We start from the raw sequence: 17,697 nt of genomic DNA, 5'->3' as shown, positions 1-17,697 counted from the left end.
CAAGGCGCTGCTAAGCTGAATCCATCTCCGCCATTCTGGCACGCGAGGAGGTCACATGATTGGTTCGATGCTGTACGCCACAGACCTGGGACTTTATGCCCCTTATGTGATGCAGCATGCCTTGGCGTTGGCACGGACGTTTGAAGCCGAGTTGTATGTGGTGCATGCGGTAGAGCCGATGGGGCTGTTCGCGGAGTCGGTGTTACAAAGTTATCTCGATGAGCAGGCGCTGAACGAATTTCATCGCCAGGGTCTGAATACGGTGATGGCCAACATTGAACAGCGGGTGCTTGACAGCTTTCGTGAAGAGTTGGGTGAGGGGCAGCAGGACTTGAAACTGATCAAGTCGGTCAGGGTGTTTCAGGGCGATCCATCCCAGGTCATTCTCGAACAGGCTGCGAAACTCTCTGTCGATTTGCTGATCCTAGGCAGTCACTGTCAAGGGGCGAGCGGTGAAACACCTCTGGGCAGGACCGCTGCGCGGGTATTGCAGTTATCCCGGGTACCGGTCTACCTGGTGCCGCTGGTGCAGCGGCGACGTCAGGGGGAGTCTTGAGGCAAAGTAGTGGCTTTTTTATAAAAAGTTCTAGATTAATTAATGCAACCATTCATATAGTTATATACCGTCGCTGATGCCCGTGGCGTCCAACTGCTTTGAGGGATACATATGAAGCTTCAACAACTGCGCTACATCTGGGAAGTGGCGCACCACGACCTCAACGTTTCCGCTACTGCCCAAAGCCTTTACACGTCGCAACCCGGCATCAGCAAGCAGATCCGCCTGTTGGAGGATGAGCTGGGTGTTGAAGTCTTCGCCCGCAGCGGCAAGCACTTGACCCGCGTGACCCCGGCCGGTGAGCGCATCATCACCACGGCCGGGGAGATCCTGCGCAAGGTCGAAAGCATCAAGCAGATTGCCCAGGAATTTTCCAACGAGAAAAAAGGCACGCTGTCGATTGCCACTACCCACACCCAGGCCCGTTATGCACTGCCTCCGGTGATCAGCAATTTCATCAAGCAATACCCGGACGTGGCCTTGCATATGCACCAGGGCTCGCCAATGCAGATCGCCGAAATGGCGGCCGATGGCACCGTGGATTTCGCCATCGCCACCGAGGCCCTGGAGTTGTTCGGCGACCTGGTGATGATGCCCTGCTATCGCTGGAACCGCTGCGTGGTTGTCCCCCAGGGCCATCCGTTGACCAAACTGCCAAAGCTGACGCTTGAAGCCCTGGCCGAATACCCCATCGTGACTTATGTGTTCGGTTTCACCGGCCGCTCGAAACTCGACGAAGCCTTCAGCCATCGTGGTCTGACCCCGAAAGTGGTGTTCACCGCCGCCGACGCCGACGTCATCAAGACCTATGTACGCCTTGGCCTGGGCGTGGGCATCGTGGCGAAAATGGCCGTCGATACCAAGCTGGATGGCGACCTGGTGGTGCTGGATGCCAGCGAGTTGTTCGAGTCCAGCGTGACCAAAATCGGTTTCCGGCGCGGCACCTTCCTGCGTGGCTTCATGTGCGACTTCATCGAAAAGTTCGCCCCCCACCTGACCCGGGAAGTCATGGCCAAGGCCATCCAGTGCCACAACAAGCAGGAACTCGAAGAGCTGTTCGACGGTGTGGAATTACCGGTGCACTGAACAGTGAGCGCTAGATCGCCTCGGTGACAGTGAACTGTTGCCGGGCGCCTGCGACGACGATCTCCACTTCATCCCCTTCGAATTTGCCCAGCAGGCTTCGTCCCAGCGGTGAGCGAGGGGTGATGACGGTGATCGGCTGGCCCACCAGCGATACTTTCAACCCTGCTGCATCCGGCCCCAGAAACAACCATTGCTGGCGGTCATCCTCATCCGCCAGCCCGATCAACGTGCCAATCTGAATGCCGCGCTGTTCGTCGTAGGGCCGCAGCACCAGGTTCTGGCAAAGGGCGAGGGCCTGGCGGATTTCTTCGACACGCCTGGCTTGCCCGGCGGCGAGGTAAGACGCTTCAAGGCCCAGGGTGTCGTATTTGTTCTCGGCGATGTTTTCCTCGTGGGTCGCGGTTTCGTAGGCCGTCTGCGCGGCGCGCTCGGCGATACTGAGGTCAACCCTGAGTTTGTCGAGAATCAGTTGGTGGACGATCTGTTTGTTCATGATCAATCGCAAAATTGCAAAACGTTGGCACGGCTCTTTTCACTGGGCGCATTCTGGTCCTGTTGTAGCCAGAACTGGCACTTGGGGTTGGACAGGTTGCGAGGGTCGCTGCGGGCTTGATCCAGAGCCTGCCGTTGCTCGTTTCGTTGCAGGTTTTGCTGGTATTGCTCGAACATGGGGGTTGGCGGTTCCGGGGCCGGTTGCACCGCCGGCGGTTGCCCCAATTGCTGCACGGCCGCTGCCACTGGCGCCAGTTGTTCGTTGAACAGGAATCTGGACAGCAGCCAACCGGTCAACACGATGGCGAGGAACCCCAGCCACAGGCCCAGGGCAATGCTGACGGTCAATTGCAAGGCGGTAACGCGTGGCGCTGGCGGGTGATCGGACATGGCTGCTTCCTGGCAATGAACACGTGATAGGCGGCGATTGTCGCATGAAGATTAATCGCCGTCGGCTCTTCTGCATCATCGGTTTAATGCGGGACAATCGGGCCTTTGCCACAGGGAGTCGGGAATGACCGTGCGCTGGGATATTTTTTGCACCGTCGTCGATAACTTTGGCGACATCGGCGTCACTTGGCGCCTGGCTCGGCAATTGGTGGCCGAGCATCAATGTGCGGTGCGGTTATGGGTCGATGACCTGCGAGCCTTCGAGCGATTGTGTCCGCAAATCGATATCACGCTGTGCGAGCAATGGCAGCAGGGTGTGCAAGTGTGCCATTGGCCTGAGAGCTGGCCGTCCACCGAAGCCGCCGATGTGGTGATCGCCGCGTTTGCCTGCCAGTTGCCGAGCGCCTATATGGACGCGATGGCCGAGCGTCAGACCACGCCGTTGTGGATGAACCTCGATTATCTGAGTGCGGAGGATTGGGTCATTGGGTGCCACGGATTGCCCTCGGTCAAATACAAGCACGTGCAGAAGTATTTCTTTTTTCCGGGCTTTCGGGAGGGAACGGGGGGGCTGTTGCGTGAAGCCGGCCTTCTGGAGCGGCGTCGACAGTTTCAGCAGGATGCCCAGGCGCAACGGATTTTCCTTGAGGCGTTGGGAGTCCAGCGGACGCCGGGCGCACGCCTGATCTCGCTGTTTGCCTACGAAAACGCCGGGCTTGCCAGTTGGTTCGATGCCATGGTGGCCGATCCCCACGCCTCTCATGTGTTGATCCCCGAAGGGCGGGTGCTCGGCGATGTCCAGCGTTGGCTTGGCATCGATGGCCTGAAGGCCGGTGCGGTACATCAACGTGGCGCCCTGACGGTGCAGGTGCTGCCGTTCGTCCGGCAGGATCAGTACGATCAACTATTATGGTGCTGCGATTTCAACGCCGTGCGGGGTGAGGACTCCTTCGTACGCGCCCAATGGGCTGGCCGGCCGCTGCTCTGGCATATCTACCAGCAGGAAGAAGACGTCCACCTGGAAAAACTCGAGGCATTTCTCCGGCTGTATACCCACGGTCTTTCGGAGCCGGCACAAAAAGCGATCAGCGGCCTCTGGCGATCCTGGAATGCCGGCCAGGACATGGCCGAACACTGGAAAATGGTCGACCAACAGCAACAGGAACTGCTCGAGCATGCCCAGGCATGGTGTCTGGAACAGGCCTCGCGACCCGATCTTGCCGCAGCGCTGGTGAAGTTTTATGTAAATTGGCTATGATACGCGGCCTAGATTTTTGTAAATCCCATCCAAATTCGGATATTCGCAATGAAAACTGGTAAAGAACTGAAACCCGGGACCGTGATCCGTCTCGAAAACGATCCTTGGCTGGTTCAGAAAGCTGAGTTCACCAAGTCGGGTCGTAACAGCGCGATCATGAAGACCAAGCTGAAGAACCTGCTGACCGGTTACAAGACCGAGATCGTCTACAGCGCCGATGACAAACTGGACGATGTAATCCTCGACCGCAAAGAAGCGACCCTGTCCTTCATCAGCGGCGACACCTACACGTTCATGGATACCACTGACTACACCATGTACGAGCTGAATGCCGAAGACATCGAAAGCGTTCTGCCGTTCATCGAAGAAGGCATGACCGACGTCTGCGAAGCGGTGTTCTTCGAAGAGCGTCTGGTATCCGTAGAACTGCCGACCACCATCGTGCGTCAGGTTGACTACACCGAAGGTTCCGCTCGCGGTGACACTTCCGGCAAGGTAATGAAGCCTGCCAAACTGAAGAACGGTACCGAACTGTCGGTCGCTGACTTCATCGAAATCGGCGACATGATCGAGATCGATACCCGCGAAGGCGGTTCCTACAAAGGCCGCGCTAAATAAGCGAAGTCTTGTGTATGAAAAAGCCCGACCATTGAGTCGGGCTTTTTTGTTTCTGCTGGATCATGTTTAGACACCGGGAACAGAGGGCGCGGGTGGCGAAGCTTGTGTGGGAGCAAAGCTTGCTCGCGATTCAGGCACCTCGGTTCCAGAGGTACTGTGCCGCTCTCATCGCGGGCAGCCTTGCTCCCACAGCCCTTGCCACAAGTTATTTCAGATGTTGCTTGAGCTCCTCCGACACCTGCAACATCGCCGAACGCACCGCTGGCACCTGGCTCACCACATTGAGCAAACCATAATCGTGAATCATGCCGTTGTAGCGTACCGCCGTGACCGGTACGCCAGCGGCGTCCAGTTTGCGCGCGTAGGCCTCACCTTCATCGCGCAAATACGTCGGCCTCGGCGGTCTGTACCAGCGCTGGCGGCAGGCCCTTGAGTTGTGCAGGGGTGGCCCGCAGCGGCGAGGCATAAATCTCGTTACGTTGCCCGGCATCGGTGGTGTAGTTGTCCCAGAACCACTTCATCATGTTGCGGGTGAGGAAGTGCCCCTCGGCGAACTGCTTGTAGGATGCGGTCTCGAAGCTGGCGTCGGTCACCGGCCATAACAAGGCCTGGAATTTTGATCGCCGGGGTACCTTTGTCCTTGGCCATCAGCGCCACGACAGCGGCCATGTTACCCCCCACGCTGTTGCCCACCACCGCCAGGCGCTTGCCGTCGACGTTGAGCTGCTTGCCGTGTTCGGCCACCCATTTTGTGGCCGCGTAGGCCTGGTTGATCGCCACCGGGTAGTGCGCTTCCGGCGAAGGCGTGTAGTTGACGAACACCGCGACAGCACCTGAGCCGGCCACCAGATCCCGAACCAACCGTTCGTGGGTTGGGAAATCTCCCAATACCCAACCACCGCCGTGGAAGAACATGAATACCGGCAGCTCACCCTTGACCCCGGCCGGCCGGACAATGGTCAGGCTGATCGGCTGGCCATCGACCTCAATGGTCTTCTCGCTGACGTCGGCCTTGGGCAAGCTCAGTTTCACCCCTGCCTGGGCGCCGACCAGTACCGCGCGGGCGTCCTTGGGCGACAGTTGCTCCAATGGCTTGCCGGTGCCGGCATTCAACGCATCGAGAAACGCCTGGGTGTTGTGTTCGACGATGCCGTCGGCGAACGCGCTGCCGACGCTCAGTGCCAGAAGGGTGCCGGTCAAGGCTTTGCTGAAGGTGTTCATGTGCATCTCCTTAAATACAGGCCGTAAGACGTTGGTTAAACAGTGACGTGCAGGCGCACATCGACATTGCCGCGGGTGGCGTTGGAGTACGGGCAGACTTGGTGAGCGGCGTCCACCAGGCTCTGTGCCTCGGCCTGGTCCAGACCGGGCAAGCTGATGTGCAGGTCGATGTCGAGGCCGAAACCACCGGGAATCTGGCCGATGCCGACATGGGCGGTGATCGAGGCGTCGTCCGGAATTTTGCGCTTGCTTTGGCTTGCGACGAATTTCAAGGCGCCGATGAAGCAGGCCGAGTAGCCGGCAGCGAATAGCTGTTCCGGGTTGGTTGCCGCGCCACCTGCACCGCCGAGTTCTTTGGGGGTGGCGAGTTTGACGTCGAGGATGTTGTCGCTGGAGATTGCCCGACCATCACGGCCACCGGTGGAAGTTGCGATTGCGGTGTAGAGAGTTTGCATGGTGAGAGCCTCGTTTCTGGGTTGCTGTTTTTGCGCAAAATATTTGCGCGCTAAGTAGGTGTGAGGCAAATGTATAGCGCTAATATTTTGCGCGCAATATAAATTTTTGAAGTAAATTGGATTTGCAAAGCTAAAAGGGTGCGTAACCCTTGAGCTAGAGCTGTTTCAGAGGATTTAACTTTTTAGCGACGCTAGGTTGAACGCAAAATCCAGGCTTGCCATCATTCTCCCTGTGGGAGCGGGCTTGCTCGCGAAAGCGGTGGGTCAGTTAAAGATGGTTCAGGATGTGCCACCGCCTTCGCGAGCAAGCCCGCTCCCACATTGGATCTGTGGTGTTCACAGCATCTGGCTTCGGGCCTGTGGGAGCGGCGGTGTACCTGGAGTTGGAATCAGAGGCTGTCTTGCAAATGCCCGCGCAGTTCTTGCAGGTCAAGCTGCAGTTTCTTCAACTGCTCCAGGGTCTGGCCACTGGCGCCGAGAATGCACTGGGGAATGTCGAGGGCCTTTTCCCGCAGGGCACGGCCTTGCTTGGTGAGCTCGACGATGACCACGCGTTCATCTTCACGGCTGCGGGTGCGGCTCAGCAAACCCTCGGCCTCCAGGCGCTTGAGCAACGGGGTCAGTGAACCCGGATCGGTGAGCAGGCGGTTGCTGATTTCACTGACAGTCAGGCCGTCCTTTTCCCACAACACCATCATCGCCAGGTACTGCGGATAAGTCAGGCCCAGAGCTTGCAGCAGCGGCTTGTAGACTTTGGTCATCAGCAGCGACGTGGAGTGCAGGGCGAAGCACACCTGATTGTCGAGCAACAGGGCTTCGCAGGGTTCGGGGGTGTCGCGTTGGGTGCTCATGGCAGAACCTTCAATCAATGATCGTTACAAATCTAGCGGGCGAACCTTTAATGCGCCAGATAATTCTAACGTGCTGATCAGATGTTGCGTTCCCCCGTGGGCGCCGACTGCGTAGGATAAGCGCCCTGATGAAGGGGGAATCGGCTGTGATCGAAGGTGTGATGTATCTGGCGTTCGGTGCCGCATTAGGCACTTTGGGGGGATTGTTCGGGATCGGTGGCGGGTTGATTGCCATTCCGGTGCTGGGCGTGTTGTTCGGCCTCGACCAGCAGATCGCTCAGGGGACGGCCCTGGTGATGGTCGTTCCAAATGTGATGCTCGCCTTGTGGCGCTACCACCAGCGCAATCGCATTGAAATGCGTCATGCACTGCCACTGGCCTCCATGGGTTTTTGCTTTGCCTGGCTTGGCTCGATCTGGGCCGTAGGCATCGACGCGCAGAGCATGCGAATCGGCTTCGTGGCCTTCATGGTCGTCCTGGCGGCCTACAACCTGATCCGCATGTTCGCCGCCAGCGCGCAGGCTTCGGCGCAGATGCGTTATGGCTGGCCGTGGCTCGCCGTGCTGGGGGCGGCGTCGGGGACCATGGGCGGGTTGTTCGGTGTCGGCGGGGCGGTCGTTGCGACGCCGTTCCTGACCAGCCTGTTCGGCACCAGTCAGGTGGTCGCCCAGGGATTGTCCCTCTCGCTGGCCTTGCCCAGCACCGGCGTGACCCTTGCCACGTATGCGGTGCATCATCAAGTGGACTGGTGGATCGGCCTGCCGCTGGCCGCTGGCGGCCTGCTCAGTATAAGTTGGGGGGTGAAGGTCGCCCACGCCATGCCGGAACGGCTGCTGCGCGGGTTGTTCTGCGGTTTCCTGGTGCTGTGCGCGATCTTGCTCGCCTTTAAAGTTTGAAACCTTCGACGATGTGCTCGGCCAGGCACTCGGTGATCGGCGACGGATGATGAAGGTTGCGGATCAGCATGATGCTCGCCTCGGGCAACTCCGGCAGGTTTTCCGCCTCGCCCAGCACGCGCATGTCCGGGGTCAGCAGGCTTTCCAGTTGTGCGGTGATCGCCAGGCCCGCGCCGACCACCGCCATGAGCGCCGACAGGCTGGAGCTGTTGTACGCCACGCGATAATCGCGGCCCATGGCATCCAGTGCATTGCAGGCCCATTGCCGGCAGAAGCAATCACTGTTGAACATCGCCAGCGGCAACGGTGTTTGCTCATGCACGCTGAAGCACGCCGCTTCGGCCCAGACAAAGCGCTCCTTGCGCAATAACTGGCCGATTTCGTCCCCCGGTTTGCGGGTGACGATGGACAGGTCCAGATCCTGGCGCAGCAGCAACTGCTTGGACGACTCGCAGTGCACTTCAATTTCGATCAAGGGATAGAACTGGGCGAAGCGCTGCAGGATCCCCGGCAAAAAACGCATCACATAATCGTCCGGGGTGCCAATGCGCACCGTGCCGACCATGTGCGGTTCACGCAGGGTATTGAACACTTCGCTGTGCAGCTTGAGGATCCGCCGGGCGTAGCCGAGCAACACCTGGCCTTCGGCGGTGAGCTTGACCTGGCGTCCGTCACGCTCGAACAGCCGGCGCTGCAATACATCTTCTTCCAGCCGCTTCATCTGCATGCTGACGGCGGACTGGGTGCGATTGACCAGCTCCCCGGCACGAGTGAAACCGCCTTGGTCAGCGATGGCGACAAAGGTACGCAGCACTTCCGTATCGATGCTCGGGTAACTCGACAATTGATCAATATCCGAGATGTATTGCATAAGAAACATTCGTTGGATTGATCTTAGCGTTAGCGCGAGACTTGGGCCATCCCCAACGGAGGACATCACGATGAAAGGTCAAAAAGGTTATCTACTGATAGAAAAACTCTCATCCCACGGCTTTTCGATCAGCGCTCTGCTGCACAAGTTTAGCCGCTGGTACGAATTGCACCACGAACGTGAACTGCTTGCCGGAATGAGCGATGAGGCGCTCAAGGACATCGGCGTCAGCCGTGCCGACGTCGAAAAAGAAGTGGTTCGGCCATTCTGGGATGACCCGATGCACAAATGAGCCATCCTTCCCTACACAAACCGCTTAATGGTGAGGTAGGTTGCGAGCAGACAAGGAGATCTTCATGCCCGCGACTCTGTCCTTTACCCTCAAACAGGCCCGGCGTCTGGCGCTGGCCGCCCAAGGATTCGACGGGCGGCCAACGTCAGCTTCGGTGCAACCGGCGCGCCTTAACCGCCTGATTGAACGCCTCGGCGTCCTGCAGATTGATTCAGTCAATGCATTGGTGCGTTCGCACTACCTTCCGCTGTTTTCCCGTCTCGGTCACTACACCCCTGATTTGCTCGATCAGGCAGCCTGGAGCCAGGGCCGACGTCGTACGCTGTTCGAATACTGGGGCCATGAAGCCTCGCTGCTGCCGATGGCGATGTATCCGCTGATGCGCTGGCGCATGGAGCGTGCGTCCCGTGGTGAGGGCATTTATCGACAGTTGGCGCAGTTCGGTCAGGAGCGCCAGGATGTCATTCGTCGGGTGCTGGCTTCGGTCCGTGAGCAAGGCGCCGTGGGTGCGGGCAGCTTGTCCACGCGCCAGGAAAAGGCCGGCCCCTGGTGGGACTGGAGCGCCGAGAAACATGCGCTGGAGTGGCTGTTCGCGGCGGGTGAAGTGACGGTGGCGGGGCGGCGGGGCTTCGAGCGGCTTTACGATTTGCCGGAGCGAGTGCTCCCGACCTCGGTCCTGCAACAACCGCTGCCGGACGAGCCTCAGGCCCAGCGCGCCTTGCTGCTGCATGCCGCCCAAGCCTTGGGCGTGGGCACCGAGAAAGATTTGCGCGACTATTTTCGACTCGATCCGGCCGATAGCCGTGGGCGACTGGCCGAGTTGGAAGAGGCCGGTGAGCTGGTGCGCTGCCAGGTGCAAGGCTGGAAGCAACCGGCGTGGTGCCCACCCACCGTGAAAATCCCGCGCAAGGTGGCAGTCAGTGCGTTGTTGTCGCCGTTCGATTCCTTGGTCTGGGAGCGTAGCCGTACCGAGCGGCTGTTCGACTTCCGTTATCGACTGGAGATTTATACCCCGGCTCACAAACGGGTGTATGGCTATTACGTGTTGCCATTCCTGCACAACGAACGTATTGCGGCGCGGGTCGACCTGCGGGCGGAGCGGGCTTTGGGTCGATTGGCGGTGCATGCCGTGCATGAGGAGGAGCCGGGGCTGGACGAGGAGGGGCTGCAGGCCCTGGCGTTGAATCTGCGACGCTTGGCTGACTGGCTGGGGTTGGCGCGGGTCCAGCTCAATTGCGCTCGGGCGGGCGGGGTTCGGTTGGCGGGGGCGCTGGCTGAGGTGGGGGGTGACTGAGCTGGCCCCATCGCGAGCAGGCTCGCTCCCACAGTTGATCTTTGCTGGACACAGTATTTGTGTACGGCGCGGTCAATGTGGGAGCGAGCCTGCTCGCGATAGCCATCCTACCAGCGACGAATGACTGACTGACTCAGCGCCTCACCTGCTTCAACGTCTCGGCAATCAAAAACGCCAGTTCCAGCGACTGATCGGCATTCATCCGCGGATCGCAATGAGTGTGGTAACGGTCCGACAGTCCATCCTCGGTGATCGGCCGCGCACCGCCAATGCACTCGGTGACGTTCTGGCCGGTCATTTCGATGTGAATGCCGCCGGCATAAGTGCCTTCGGCTTCGTGAACCTGGAAGAATTGCTTCACTTCGCCGAGGATTTGCGCGAAATCCCGGGTCTTGTAACCGCTGCTGGCCTTGATGGTGTTGCCGTGCATCGGGTCTGAACTCCACAGCACCTGCTTGCCTTCTCGCTGTACGGCGCGCAATAGCTGTGGCAGGTGATCGCCGACTTTGTTGGCGCCCATTCGCGCGATCAGGTTCAACCGGCCCGGATCATTGTCCGGGTTGAGTACGTCGATCAGGCGGATCAGATCATCAGGATTCATGCTCGGGCCGACTTTGACGCCGATCGGGTTGTTTACCCCGCGCAGGAATTCGACATGGGCGCCGTCCAGCTGACGGGTGCGGTCGCCGATCCACAGCATGTGAGCCGAGCAGTCGTAGTAGTCGTTGGTCAGGCTGTCGCGGCGCACGAACGCTTCTTCGTAATTGAGCAACAGCGCTTCGTGGGCGGTGAAAAAACTGGTTTCGCGCAATTGCGGCAAGCTGTCCATGCCGCAGGCGCGCATGAAGGCCAGGGTTTCGTCGATACGGTCGGCCAGGTGGCTGTACTTCTCAGCCAGGGCCGAGTTGGCGATGAAGTCCAGGTTCCACTTGTGTACCTGATGCAAGTCGGCGAATCCGCCCTGGGCGAAGGCCCGCAGCAGGTTCAAGGTGGCCGTGGACTGGTGGTAGGACTGCAGCAGCCGCTCCGGGTCCGGTACGCGGCTTTTCTCGTCGAAGGCGATGCCGTTGACGATGTCGCCCCGGTAGGCTGGCAGGGTCACGCCGTCGATGGTTTCATCGTTGGCCGAGCGCGGTTTGGCGAACTGCCCGGCCATGCGACCGACCTTGACCACCGGGCAACCGGCGGCAAAGGTCATGACGATGGCCATTTGCAGCAAGACCTTGAAGGTGTCGCGGATCTTCGCCGCCGAGAACTCGGCGAAACTTTCGGCGCAGTCGCCGCCTTGCAGCAGGAAGGCCCGCCCCTGGGTGACTTCGGCGAACTGACGGCGCAACTCCCGGGCTTCACCGGCAAACACTAGCGGCGGATAACTGGCCAAGGTCTGCTCGACGTGCAGCAAATGCGCCGCGTCGGGGTATCGGGGTTGCTGCTGGATCGGCAGGGCGCGCCAGCTGTCAGGGCTCCAGGGTTGGCTCATCATGATCTCTAGGTGGTTTACGCTCGGGCTGCCATGTTATCAGCAAATTAGTGCGTGACCTGTTTGCGTCGCTTCGCGGACAATCGCGCTTTTGCCCCCGGTTGCGCTCAGGGTCAGCGTAGCCACAGGAGATGAAATGACAGAGGAGCGCGTCGAGCATTTGCTCGCCGAAGTGCATGACGAGTTCGGTGTTATCCGGGTTCTTGAAGTGGCGGACTACCGTTTTCTGGAGTTTGGCGATGCCATCGAACAGAGCTGCGTGTTCACGGCCGACCCGAGCTGGCTCGAATATGATTACACCCGCGCCATGTTGATTGGTGCGTTGTGCCACGAGCAGCCGGAAAGCGCGCTGTTTCTTGGGCTGGGCGCCGGGACGCTGACCCAGGCCTGCCTCAAGTTTCTGCCGCTGGAAGATGTCGAAGCCATCGAACTGCGCCCCGATGTGCCGCGCCTGGCCATCCAATACCTGGGGCTGGACGACGATCCGCGGCTGTACATCCGCGTCGGCGATGCTCTGGAGCTGCTTGAAACCGCCGAGCCTGCGGACCTGATCTTCGTCGACCTCTACACTGACGTCGGTCCCGGCGTCGGGCACCTGGCCTGGCGTTTTCTGGAGAACTGCCAGAAACGCCTCAACCCGGGTGGCTGGTTGGTGATCAACCAATGGGCCACTGACGATGGCAAGCCATTGGGCGCGGCGCTGCTGCGGGGCCTGTACCACCGGCATTACTGGGAGCTGCCAGTGAAGGAGGGCAACGTCATCCTGATCGTGCCGGCGGATCTGGATCAGGAACTGGACATGCAAGCACTGCTCGCCAGGGCCGAAGGGCTGACGCCGCGACTGGGTTATTCATTGCAGTCGTTGATCAAGGCCATTCGCCCGGCGACTTGACACTCGTCCAAGGTGTGACAACCCCCCTGTGGGAGCAAAGCTTGCTCGCGATAAACACAGCTCAGTGCTTGCGCAAGTGCGCAGTGTTTGCATCGCGAGCAAGCTTTGCTCCCACAGGTAACGATGAACCGTTTTAGCACCCCGCCCCCGCAACGCCGTGCCGGTGCAAAACAAACGGTTGTACCGTGAACCCCAGGGCCTGCGACAGCGAGGCCCATGACCGGGTTCTGGCAATAAAAAATCTCCCTTTTTTGGCGAATTCCGGTATAGTGCGCGCCGGCCTTTAGCCGGGCCGCGTCAAGGTAGCGCAATTTCCCGAAGCCAGCTTCGGCTGCATGTCCGCACAACGGATGCTTCCACGACGTTCTTTTCATTCATTCGTTTTCGCAAATCCCCGCCGACAAAGCAGCCAGGGCGACTCTTGAGTCTCAACACGGCATGCGCAGCTTTGGAGCATGGGTCTTTGCGGATGCACTTAGAGGCAGACCCATGACCCAGGAAACCGGCGGCTTCGTCGCTTTTAATCTTAATCCGAACATTCTTGCAGCCGTCATTGCGACCGGCTACGAAGAACCTTCGGCTATTCAGCAGCAATCGATCCCGATCATCATGGCCGGTCACGACATGATTGGTCAGGCGCAAACCGGTACGGGTAAAACCGCCGCGTTCGCCCTGCCGATCCTGCATCGCATCGATCCTGCTAAGCGCGAACCGCAAGCCCTGATCCTGGCGCCAACTCGTGAGTTGGCGCTGCAAGTAGCCACCGCTTTTGAAACTTACTCCAAGCAAATGCCTGGTGTAACCGTCGTGGCTGTTTACGGCGGCGCTCCGATGGGCCCGCAGTTGAAAGCCATCCGTAACGGCGCGCAAATCGTTGTCGCCACTCCGGGCCGTCTGTGCGACCACCTGCGTCGTGACGAAAAAGTACTGGCTACCGTGAACCACCTGGTTCTCGACGAAGCCGACGAAATGCTCAAGCTGGGTTTCATGGATGACCTGGAAGTCATCTTCAAGGCCCTGCCAGCGACCCGTCAGACGGTATTGTTCTCGGCCACGCTGCCGCAGTCGATCCGCGCCATTGCCGAGCGCCACCTGCGCGATCCGCAACACGTAAAGATCCAGACCAAGACCCAGACCGTCACCGCGATCGAGCAGGCTCACCTGCTGGTTCACGCCGACCAGAAGACCTCGGCCGTACTGAGCCTGCTGGAAGTCGAGGATTTCGACGCCCTGATCATGTTCGTACGTACCAAGCAAGCGACCCTGGACCTGGCCAGTGCCCTGGAAGCCAAAGGCTACAAAGCCGCTGCGCTGAACGGTGACATTGCCCAGAATCAGCGCGAGCGCGTGATCGACTCCCTCAAGGATGGCCGTCTGGACATCGTTGTGGCGACCGACGTTGCCGCCCGTGGCCTGGACGTTCCGCGCATCACCCACGTGTTTAACGTGGACATGCCGTACGATCCGGAATCCTACGTTCACCGTATCGGCCGTACCGGCCGTGCCGGTCGCGAAGGTCGTGCACTGCTGCTGGTCACCCCGCGTGAGCGCCGCATGCTGCAAGTGATTGAGCGTGTAACCGGTCAGAAGGTCGCTGAAGTTCGCCTGCCGGACGCCCAGGCAGTTCTCGATGCCCGCATCAAGAAACTCACCAATAGCCTGTCGCCACTGGTGGCTGACGCCGAATCGACCCACGGTGATCTGCTCGATCGCCTGACCGCCGACATCGGTTGCACCCCACGTGCCCTGGCCGCTGCTCTGCTGCGCAAGGCCACTAATGGCCAGGCGCTGACCCTGGCTGCGATCGAGAAGGAACGTCCACTGGTGCCGAACAACGCACCGCGTGGCGATCGTCCAGAGCGTAGCGGTGACCGACCGGACCGTGGTGATCGCGAGCGTCGCGCACCGATCCCGCTGGCCGAAGGCCGTGCGCGTTGCCGTACTGCGCTGGGTGCCCGTGACGGCATCGCGGCCAAGAACCTGCTGGGCGCCATCCTCAACGAAGGCGGCCTGGCTCGTGAGGCCATCGGTCGCATCCAGGTACGTGACAGCTTCAGCCTGGTAGAGCTGCCGGAAGATGGTCTGGAGAAGTTGCTGACCAAACTGAAGGACACTCGTGTCGCCGGCAAGCAGCTCAAACTGCGTCGCTATCGCGAAGATTGATCCGCTCTCGGGCTGATTGATCGAACATAAAAAATCCCCGACTGGTTCGGGGATTTTTTTTGCCTGACGTTTGGTGTTCTTTCAGGTCGATTGGCGTTGTCCCATTCGCGAGCAAGCCCGCTCCCACAGGTGATTGCAGTGAACGGCGCATTTGCGTGCGCTGCAGTCCAGTGTGGGAGCGGGCTTGCTCGCGAATGGAGCGACTCGGTCAGTCAGTCGAACCGATAGATGTCCATCCCCAGCGTCCCCATCGTGAACCCCGCATGGGCAACGCTGAATTCACCCCCCGCACCCCGGGCGAAATACAACGGCAACAAATGCTCATCACTGGGATGGCTGCGCACGGCGTTTGGCGCCTGGCGACGGTAATCATGCAGCGCGGCCTCGTCATCGGCCGCCAGCTTCTCAACCATCCAGTCGCGAAAAGCCTTGGCCCAGGGCTCAATACTATCGGGGCCGGCGTTCCAGTCCAGGTCGCGCAGGTTATGGGTGATGCTGCCTGAGCCTATCAGCAACACGCCTTGCTGGCGCAGGCTTGCCAAGGCCCGGCCGACCTGGGTTTGCAGGGCCGGCCCTTGTCGGGTGGGCAGGGAGATCTGCACGACGGCAACCTCGGCCTTGGGGTACATCAAGGACAACGGCACCCACACCCCATGATCGGATGGTCTCTCTGTGTCGAGGCGTGCCGGCAGGTGCGCGGCGTTGAGCAGGTCCGCCACTTGCACCGCCAGTTGCGGATCGCCCGGCGCCGGATATTGCACCTCGTACAGAGCTGGCGGGAAGCCGCCGAAGTCATGCCAGGTACGTGGATGTGGATTGGCGCTGACCAACAGCTCACTGCTTTCCCAGTGCGCGGACACGATGACGATGGCTTTGGGTGTGGGCAGTTGCGCGGCGAGGCGAGCCAGTGCCGGGCCGCTGTCGCCGGGTTCCAGGGCGAGCATCGGTGAGCCATGGGAGATAAACAGGCTGGGCAGCATGAACGGACTCCTGAGCGTTAAGATGTCGCCATCTTCTGTCAGGTCTATGATCTAAATCTAATATAAGTTTTAGCCCGTTTTAATCGGTTTTTTTGGAGTGAGTCATGGAGCCCGAGTTTTGGCACAAGCGCTGGTCAACCAATCAGATTGGCTTTCATTTGCCGGAAGTGAACCCCTATCTGCAATGTTACTGGCCGCAATTGGGGGTAGAGCAGGGCAGTCGGGTGCTGGTACCCCTATGCGGGAAAACGCTCGACCTCTTGTGGCTCGCCCAGCAGGGGTATTCGGTACTGGGGGTGGAGCTGTCGGAAAAAGCCGCAGAGGATTTCTTTCTTGAGCATCAGCTTGAGCCGAGCGTGAGTGAGGAGGGTGCGTTCAAGGTGTTTCGTGCCGGGGATATCGAAATCCGCTGCGGTGATTTTTTTGCCTTGGGCGCTGGGGATGTGGCCGATTGCGCGGCGCTTTACGACCGCGCCGCATTGATCGCTTTGCCTGTGGCGATGCGAGAGCGGTACGCGACCCATTTGCAGAAGATCCTGCCGGAGTGTGTTGGGCTGTTGATTACCCTGGATTACAACCAGGATGAAATGCCCGGTCCACCTTTCTCGGTAGGAAACGATGAGGTGCTGCGGCTGCTGGGAAATGTCTGGCGGCTGGAGGTCTTGCAGGAACAGGATGTGCTGGGGGAAAGCTGGAAGTTCTTGCAGGCTGGAGTCAAAAGGCTGGATGAGCGGGTGTATCGGGTTTCCAGTCGTTGATGTGGCGTGTCCGCTGGCCTTATCGCTCGCTCCCACATTGCGCCCTGTGGGAGCAAGGCTTGCCCGCGATAGGGCCAGATCAGGCAATTCATAAATCAGGCAGATAAAAAAAAGCCCGCATCGCTGCGGGCTTTCTCTTGAAGCTTGAACCTGTCAGCCGCGACGACGCAGTGCGTCGATACGCTCTTCCAGTGGCGGGTGGCTCATGAACATGCGCGCCAGGCCTTGCTTGATGCCACCGTTGATGCCAAAGGCATTCAGGGTGTCGGGCATGTGTACGGGCAAACCTTGCTCGGCACGCAGGCGTTGCAGGGCGCCGATCATGGCGCTGGTGCCGGCCAGGCGCGCGCCGGCGTCATCTGCGCGGAACTCACGTTTGCGCGAGAACCACATGACGATGGCGCTGGCGAGGATGCCCAATACCAGTTCGGCGAAAATGGTCGCCACGTAGTAGGCGATACCCTGGCCTTCTTCATTCTTGAAGATCACCTTGTCGACGAAGTTGCCAATGATGCGGGCAAAGAACATGACGAAGGTGTTCACCACACCCTGGATCAGCGCCAGGGTCACCATGTCGCCGTTGGCGACGTGGCCGATCTCATGGGCCAGCACGGCCTTGACTTCATCCGGCGAAAACCGTTCGAGCAGGCCCTGGCTGACAGCGACTAATGCGTCGTTCTTGTTCCAGCCGGTGGCGAAGGCGTTGGCCTCGTAGGCTGGGAAGATGCCTACTTCCGGCATCTTGATGCCGGCTTCGCGGGACAGCTGCTCGACGGTTTGCAGCAGCCATTGTTCGTGGCGAGTGCGCGGCTGAGTGATGATCTGGGTGCTGGTGCTCATCTTCGCCATCCATTTGGAGATGAACAGCGAGAACAGGGAACCGGCGAAACCGAACACCGCACAGAAGATCAGCAGCTGACTGAGGTTGAGGTCAACCCCGTTGGCCGCCATGAACCCGTTGAAGCCGAAAAGGCTCAGGGTGATGCTGGCAATCAGCACGACCGCCAGGTTAGTGGCCAAAAACAGCAGGATGCGCATCATGGTTGTGGAAATCTCCTCATGCTAAAGATGTAGCGTTATGCGGGGTATATAAGGTGCCGCCGCAGGCTATTCAACACGCCGACTATTTCAAACTGTGTCCTAC

18 protein-coding genes and 1 pseudogene are annotated in these 17,697 nt (G+C 59.6%); 10 read left to right on the top strand and 9 right to left on the bottom strand.

The window, feature by feature from the left end:
- Nucleotides 1-55: 55 nt before the first annotated feature.
- Both PSH57_RS20145 and cysB read left to right on the top strand, forming a co-directional pair.
- On the top strand, nucleotides 56-556 hold the full coding sequence (locus PSH57_RS20145) for a universal stress protein (RefSeq protein WP_305385086.1): 501 nt from the start codon (nucleotides 56-58) through the stop codon (nucleotides 554-556).
- Between the two features lie 111 nt (nucleotides 557-667).
- A complete protein-coding gene (gene cysB / locus PSH57_RS20140) occupies nucleotides 668-1,642 on the top strand; it encodes an HTH-type transcriptional regulator CysB (protein WP_018603112.1) in 975 nt (324 codons plus the stop codon).
- A 10-nt stretch (nucleotides 1,643-1,652) separates the two neighbouring features.
- Here cysB and PSH57_RS20135 read toward each other — a convergent pair whose 3' ends face one another.
- Nucleotides 1,653-2,135 (bottom strand): GreA/GreB family elongation factor, encoded by a 483-nt coding sequence (locus PSH57_RS20135; RefSeq protein WP_305385084.1) that lies wholly within the window; start codon nucleotides 2,133-2,135, stop codon nucleotides 1,653-1,655.
- A 2-nt stretch (nucleotides 2,136-2,137) separates the two neighbouring features.
- A complete protein-coding gene (locus PSH57_RS20130) occupies nucleotides 2,138-2,524 on the bottom strand; it encodes a hypothetical protein (RefSeq protein ID WP_305385082.1) in 387 nt (128 codons plus the stop codon).
- A gap of 124 nt (nucleotides 2,525-2,648) precedes the next feature.
- On the opposite strand from PSH57_RS20130, the gene earP reads away from it, so the two are divergent.
- A complete protein-coding gene (earP, locus tag PSH57_RS20125) occupies nucleotides 2,649-3,782 on the top strand; it encodes an elongation factor P maturation arginine rhamnosyltransferase EarP (RefSeq protein ID WP_305385081.1) in 1,134 nt (377 codons plus the stop codon).
- A gap of 48 nt (nucleotides 3,783-3,830) precedes the next feature.
- A complete protein-coding gene (locus PSH57_RS20120) occupies nucleotides 3,831-4,400 on the top strand; it encodes an elongation factor P (protein ID WP_003199385.1) in 570 nt (189 codons plus the stop codon).
- Nucleotides 4,401-4,605: 205 nt separating this feature from the next.
- On the opposite strand, the pseudogene PSH57_RS20115 reads toward PSH57_RS20120, so the two are convergent.
- From PSH57_RS20115 to PSH57_RS20105, 3 genes and pseudogenes are all read right to left on the bottom strand, one after another.
- Nucleotides 4,606-5,621 (bottom strand): annotated as a pseudogene (locus PSH57_RS20115) (alpha/beta hydrolase).
- 35 nt (nucleotides 5,622-5,656) lie between these two features.
- The gene (locus tag PSH57_RS20110; RefSeq protein ID WP_305385078.1) at nucleotides 5,657-6,076 is read right to left on the bottom strand and encodes an organic hydroperoxide resistance protein; all 420 of its coding nucleotides are present in this window, start codon (nucleotides 6,074-6,076) and stop codon (nucleotides 5,657-5,659) included.
- Nucleotides 6,077-6,465: 389 nt separating this feature from the next.
- Nucleotides 6,466-6,927 (bottom strand): MarR family winged helix-turn-helix transcriptional regulator, encoded by a 462-nt coding sequence (locus PSH57_RS20105; RefSeq protein WP_305385076.1) that lies wholly within the window; start codon nucleotides 6,925-6,927, stop codon nucleotides 6,466-6,468.
- A gap of 161 nt (nucleotides 6,928-7,088) precedes the next feature.
- On the opposite strand from PSH57_RS20105, the gene PSH57_RS20100 reads away from it, so the two are divergent.
- Nucleotides 7,089-7,823, top strand: coding sequence for a sulfite exporter TauE/SafE family protein (locus PSH57_RS20100; RefSeq protein WP_305390434.1), 735 nt, complete (start codon nucleotides 7,089-7,091; stop codon nucleotides 7,821-7,823).
- Here the strand turns inward: PSH57_RS20100 and PSH57_RS20095 are convergent.
- On the bottom strand, nucleotides 7,813-8,667 hold the full coding sequence (locus PSH57_RS20095; RefSeq protein ID WP_256231500.1) for a LysR substrate-binding domain-containing protein: 855 nt from the start codon (nucleotides 8,665-8,667) through the stop codon (nucleotides 7,813-7,815). The genes PSH57_RS20100 and PSH57_RS20095 overlap by 11 nt on opposite strands.
- Nucleotides 8,668-8,764: 97 nt before the next feature.
- On the opposite strand from PSH57_RS20095, the gene PSH57_RS20090 reads away from it, so the two are divergent.
- Both PSH57_RS20090 and PSH57_RS20085 read left to right on the top strand, forming a co-directional pair.
- The gene (locus tag PSH57_RS20090) at nucleotides 8,765-8,986 is read left to right on the top strand and encodes a DUF1127 domain-containing protein (RefSeq protein WP_047226364.1); all 222 of its coding nucleotides are present in this window, start codon (nucleotides 8,765-8,767) and stop codon (nucleotides 8,984-8,986) included.
- 64 nt (nucleotides 8,987-9,050) lie between these two features.
- Nucleotides 9,051-10,280 carry a winged helix-turn-helix domain-containing protein gene (locus PSH57_RS20085; RefSeq protein ID WP_305385074.1) on the top strand — a complete coding sequence of 410 codons (1,230 nt, stop codon included), beginning with the start codon at nucleotides 9,051-9,053 and terminating at the stop codon, nucleotides 10,278-10,280.
- A 133-nt stretch (nucleotides 10,281-10,413) separates the two neighbouring features.
- Here the strand turns inward: PSH57_RS20085 and PSH57_RS20080 are convergent, their stop codons facing one another.
- Nucleotides 10,414-11,760 (bottom strand): class II 3-deoxy-7-phosphoheptulonate synthase, encoded by a 1,347-nt coding sequence (locus tag PSH57_RS20080; protein WP_305385072.1) that lies wholly within the window; start codon nucleotides 11,758-11,760, stop codon nucleotides 10,414-10,416.
- Nucleotides 11,761-11,896: 136 nt separating this feature from the next.
- On the opposite strand from PSH57_RS20080, the gene PSH57_RS20075 reads away from it, so the two are divergent.
- Both PSH57_RS20075 and PSH57_RS20070 read left to right on the top strand, forming a co-directional pair.
- Nucleotides 11,897-12,652, top strand: coding sequence for a spermidine synthase (locus tag PSH57_RS20075; RefSeq protein ID WP_305385070.1), 756 nt, complete (start codon nucleotides 11,897-11,899; stop codon nucleotides 12,650-12,652).
- Between the two features lie 489 nt (nucleotides 12,653-13,141).
- Entirely contained in the window at nucleotides 13,142-14,815 is a 1,674-nt protein-coding gene (locus PSH57_RS20070) for a DEAD/DEAH box helicase (RefSeq protein ID WP_047226368.1), read from the top strand.
- 212 nt (nucleotides 14,816-15,027) lie between these two features.
- Here the strand turns inward: PSH57_RS20070 and PSH57_RS20065 are convergent, their stop codons facing one another.
- The gene (locus PSH57_RS20065) at nucleotides 15,028-15,795 is read right to left on the bottom strand and encodes a DODA-type extradiol aromatic ring-opening family dioxygenase (RefSeq protein ID WP_305385067.1); all 768 of its coding nucleotides are present in this window, start codon (nucleotides 15,793-15,795) and stop codon (nucleotides 15,028-15,030) included.
- Between the two features lie 104 nt (nucleotides 15,796-15,899).
- Between PSH57_RS20065 and PSH57_RS20060 the strand changes: the two genes are divergently transcribed.
- Nucleotides 15,900-16,553 (top strand): thiopurine S-methyltransferase, encoded by a 654-nt coding sequence (locus PSH57_RS20060; protein ID WP_305385066.1) that lies wholly within the window; start codon nucleotides 15,900-15,902, stop codon nucleotides 16,551-16,553.
- A 153-nt stretch (nucleotides 16,554-16,706) separates the two neighbouring features.
- Here PSH57_RS20060 and htpX read toward each other — a convergent pair whose 3' ends face one another.
- Nucleotides 16,707-17,594, bottom strand: a complete 888-nt coding sequence (htpX, locus tag PSH57_RS20055; RefSeq protein WP_047226371.1) for a protease HtpX — start codon at nucleotides 17,592-17,594, stop codon at nucleotides 16,707-16,709.
- Nucleotides 17,595-17,697: the final 103 nt, after the last annotated feature.

The sequence above is a fragment of the Pseudomonas hefeiensis genome (assembly GCF_030687835.1).
Classification (GTDB): domain Bacteria; phylum Pseudomonadota; class Gammaproteobacteria; order Pseudomonadales; family Pseudomonadaceae; genus Aquipseudomonas; species Aquipseudomonas hefeiensis.
This window is presented reverse-complemented; position numbering and strand designations above follow the sequence as displayed.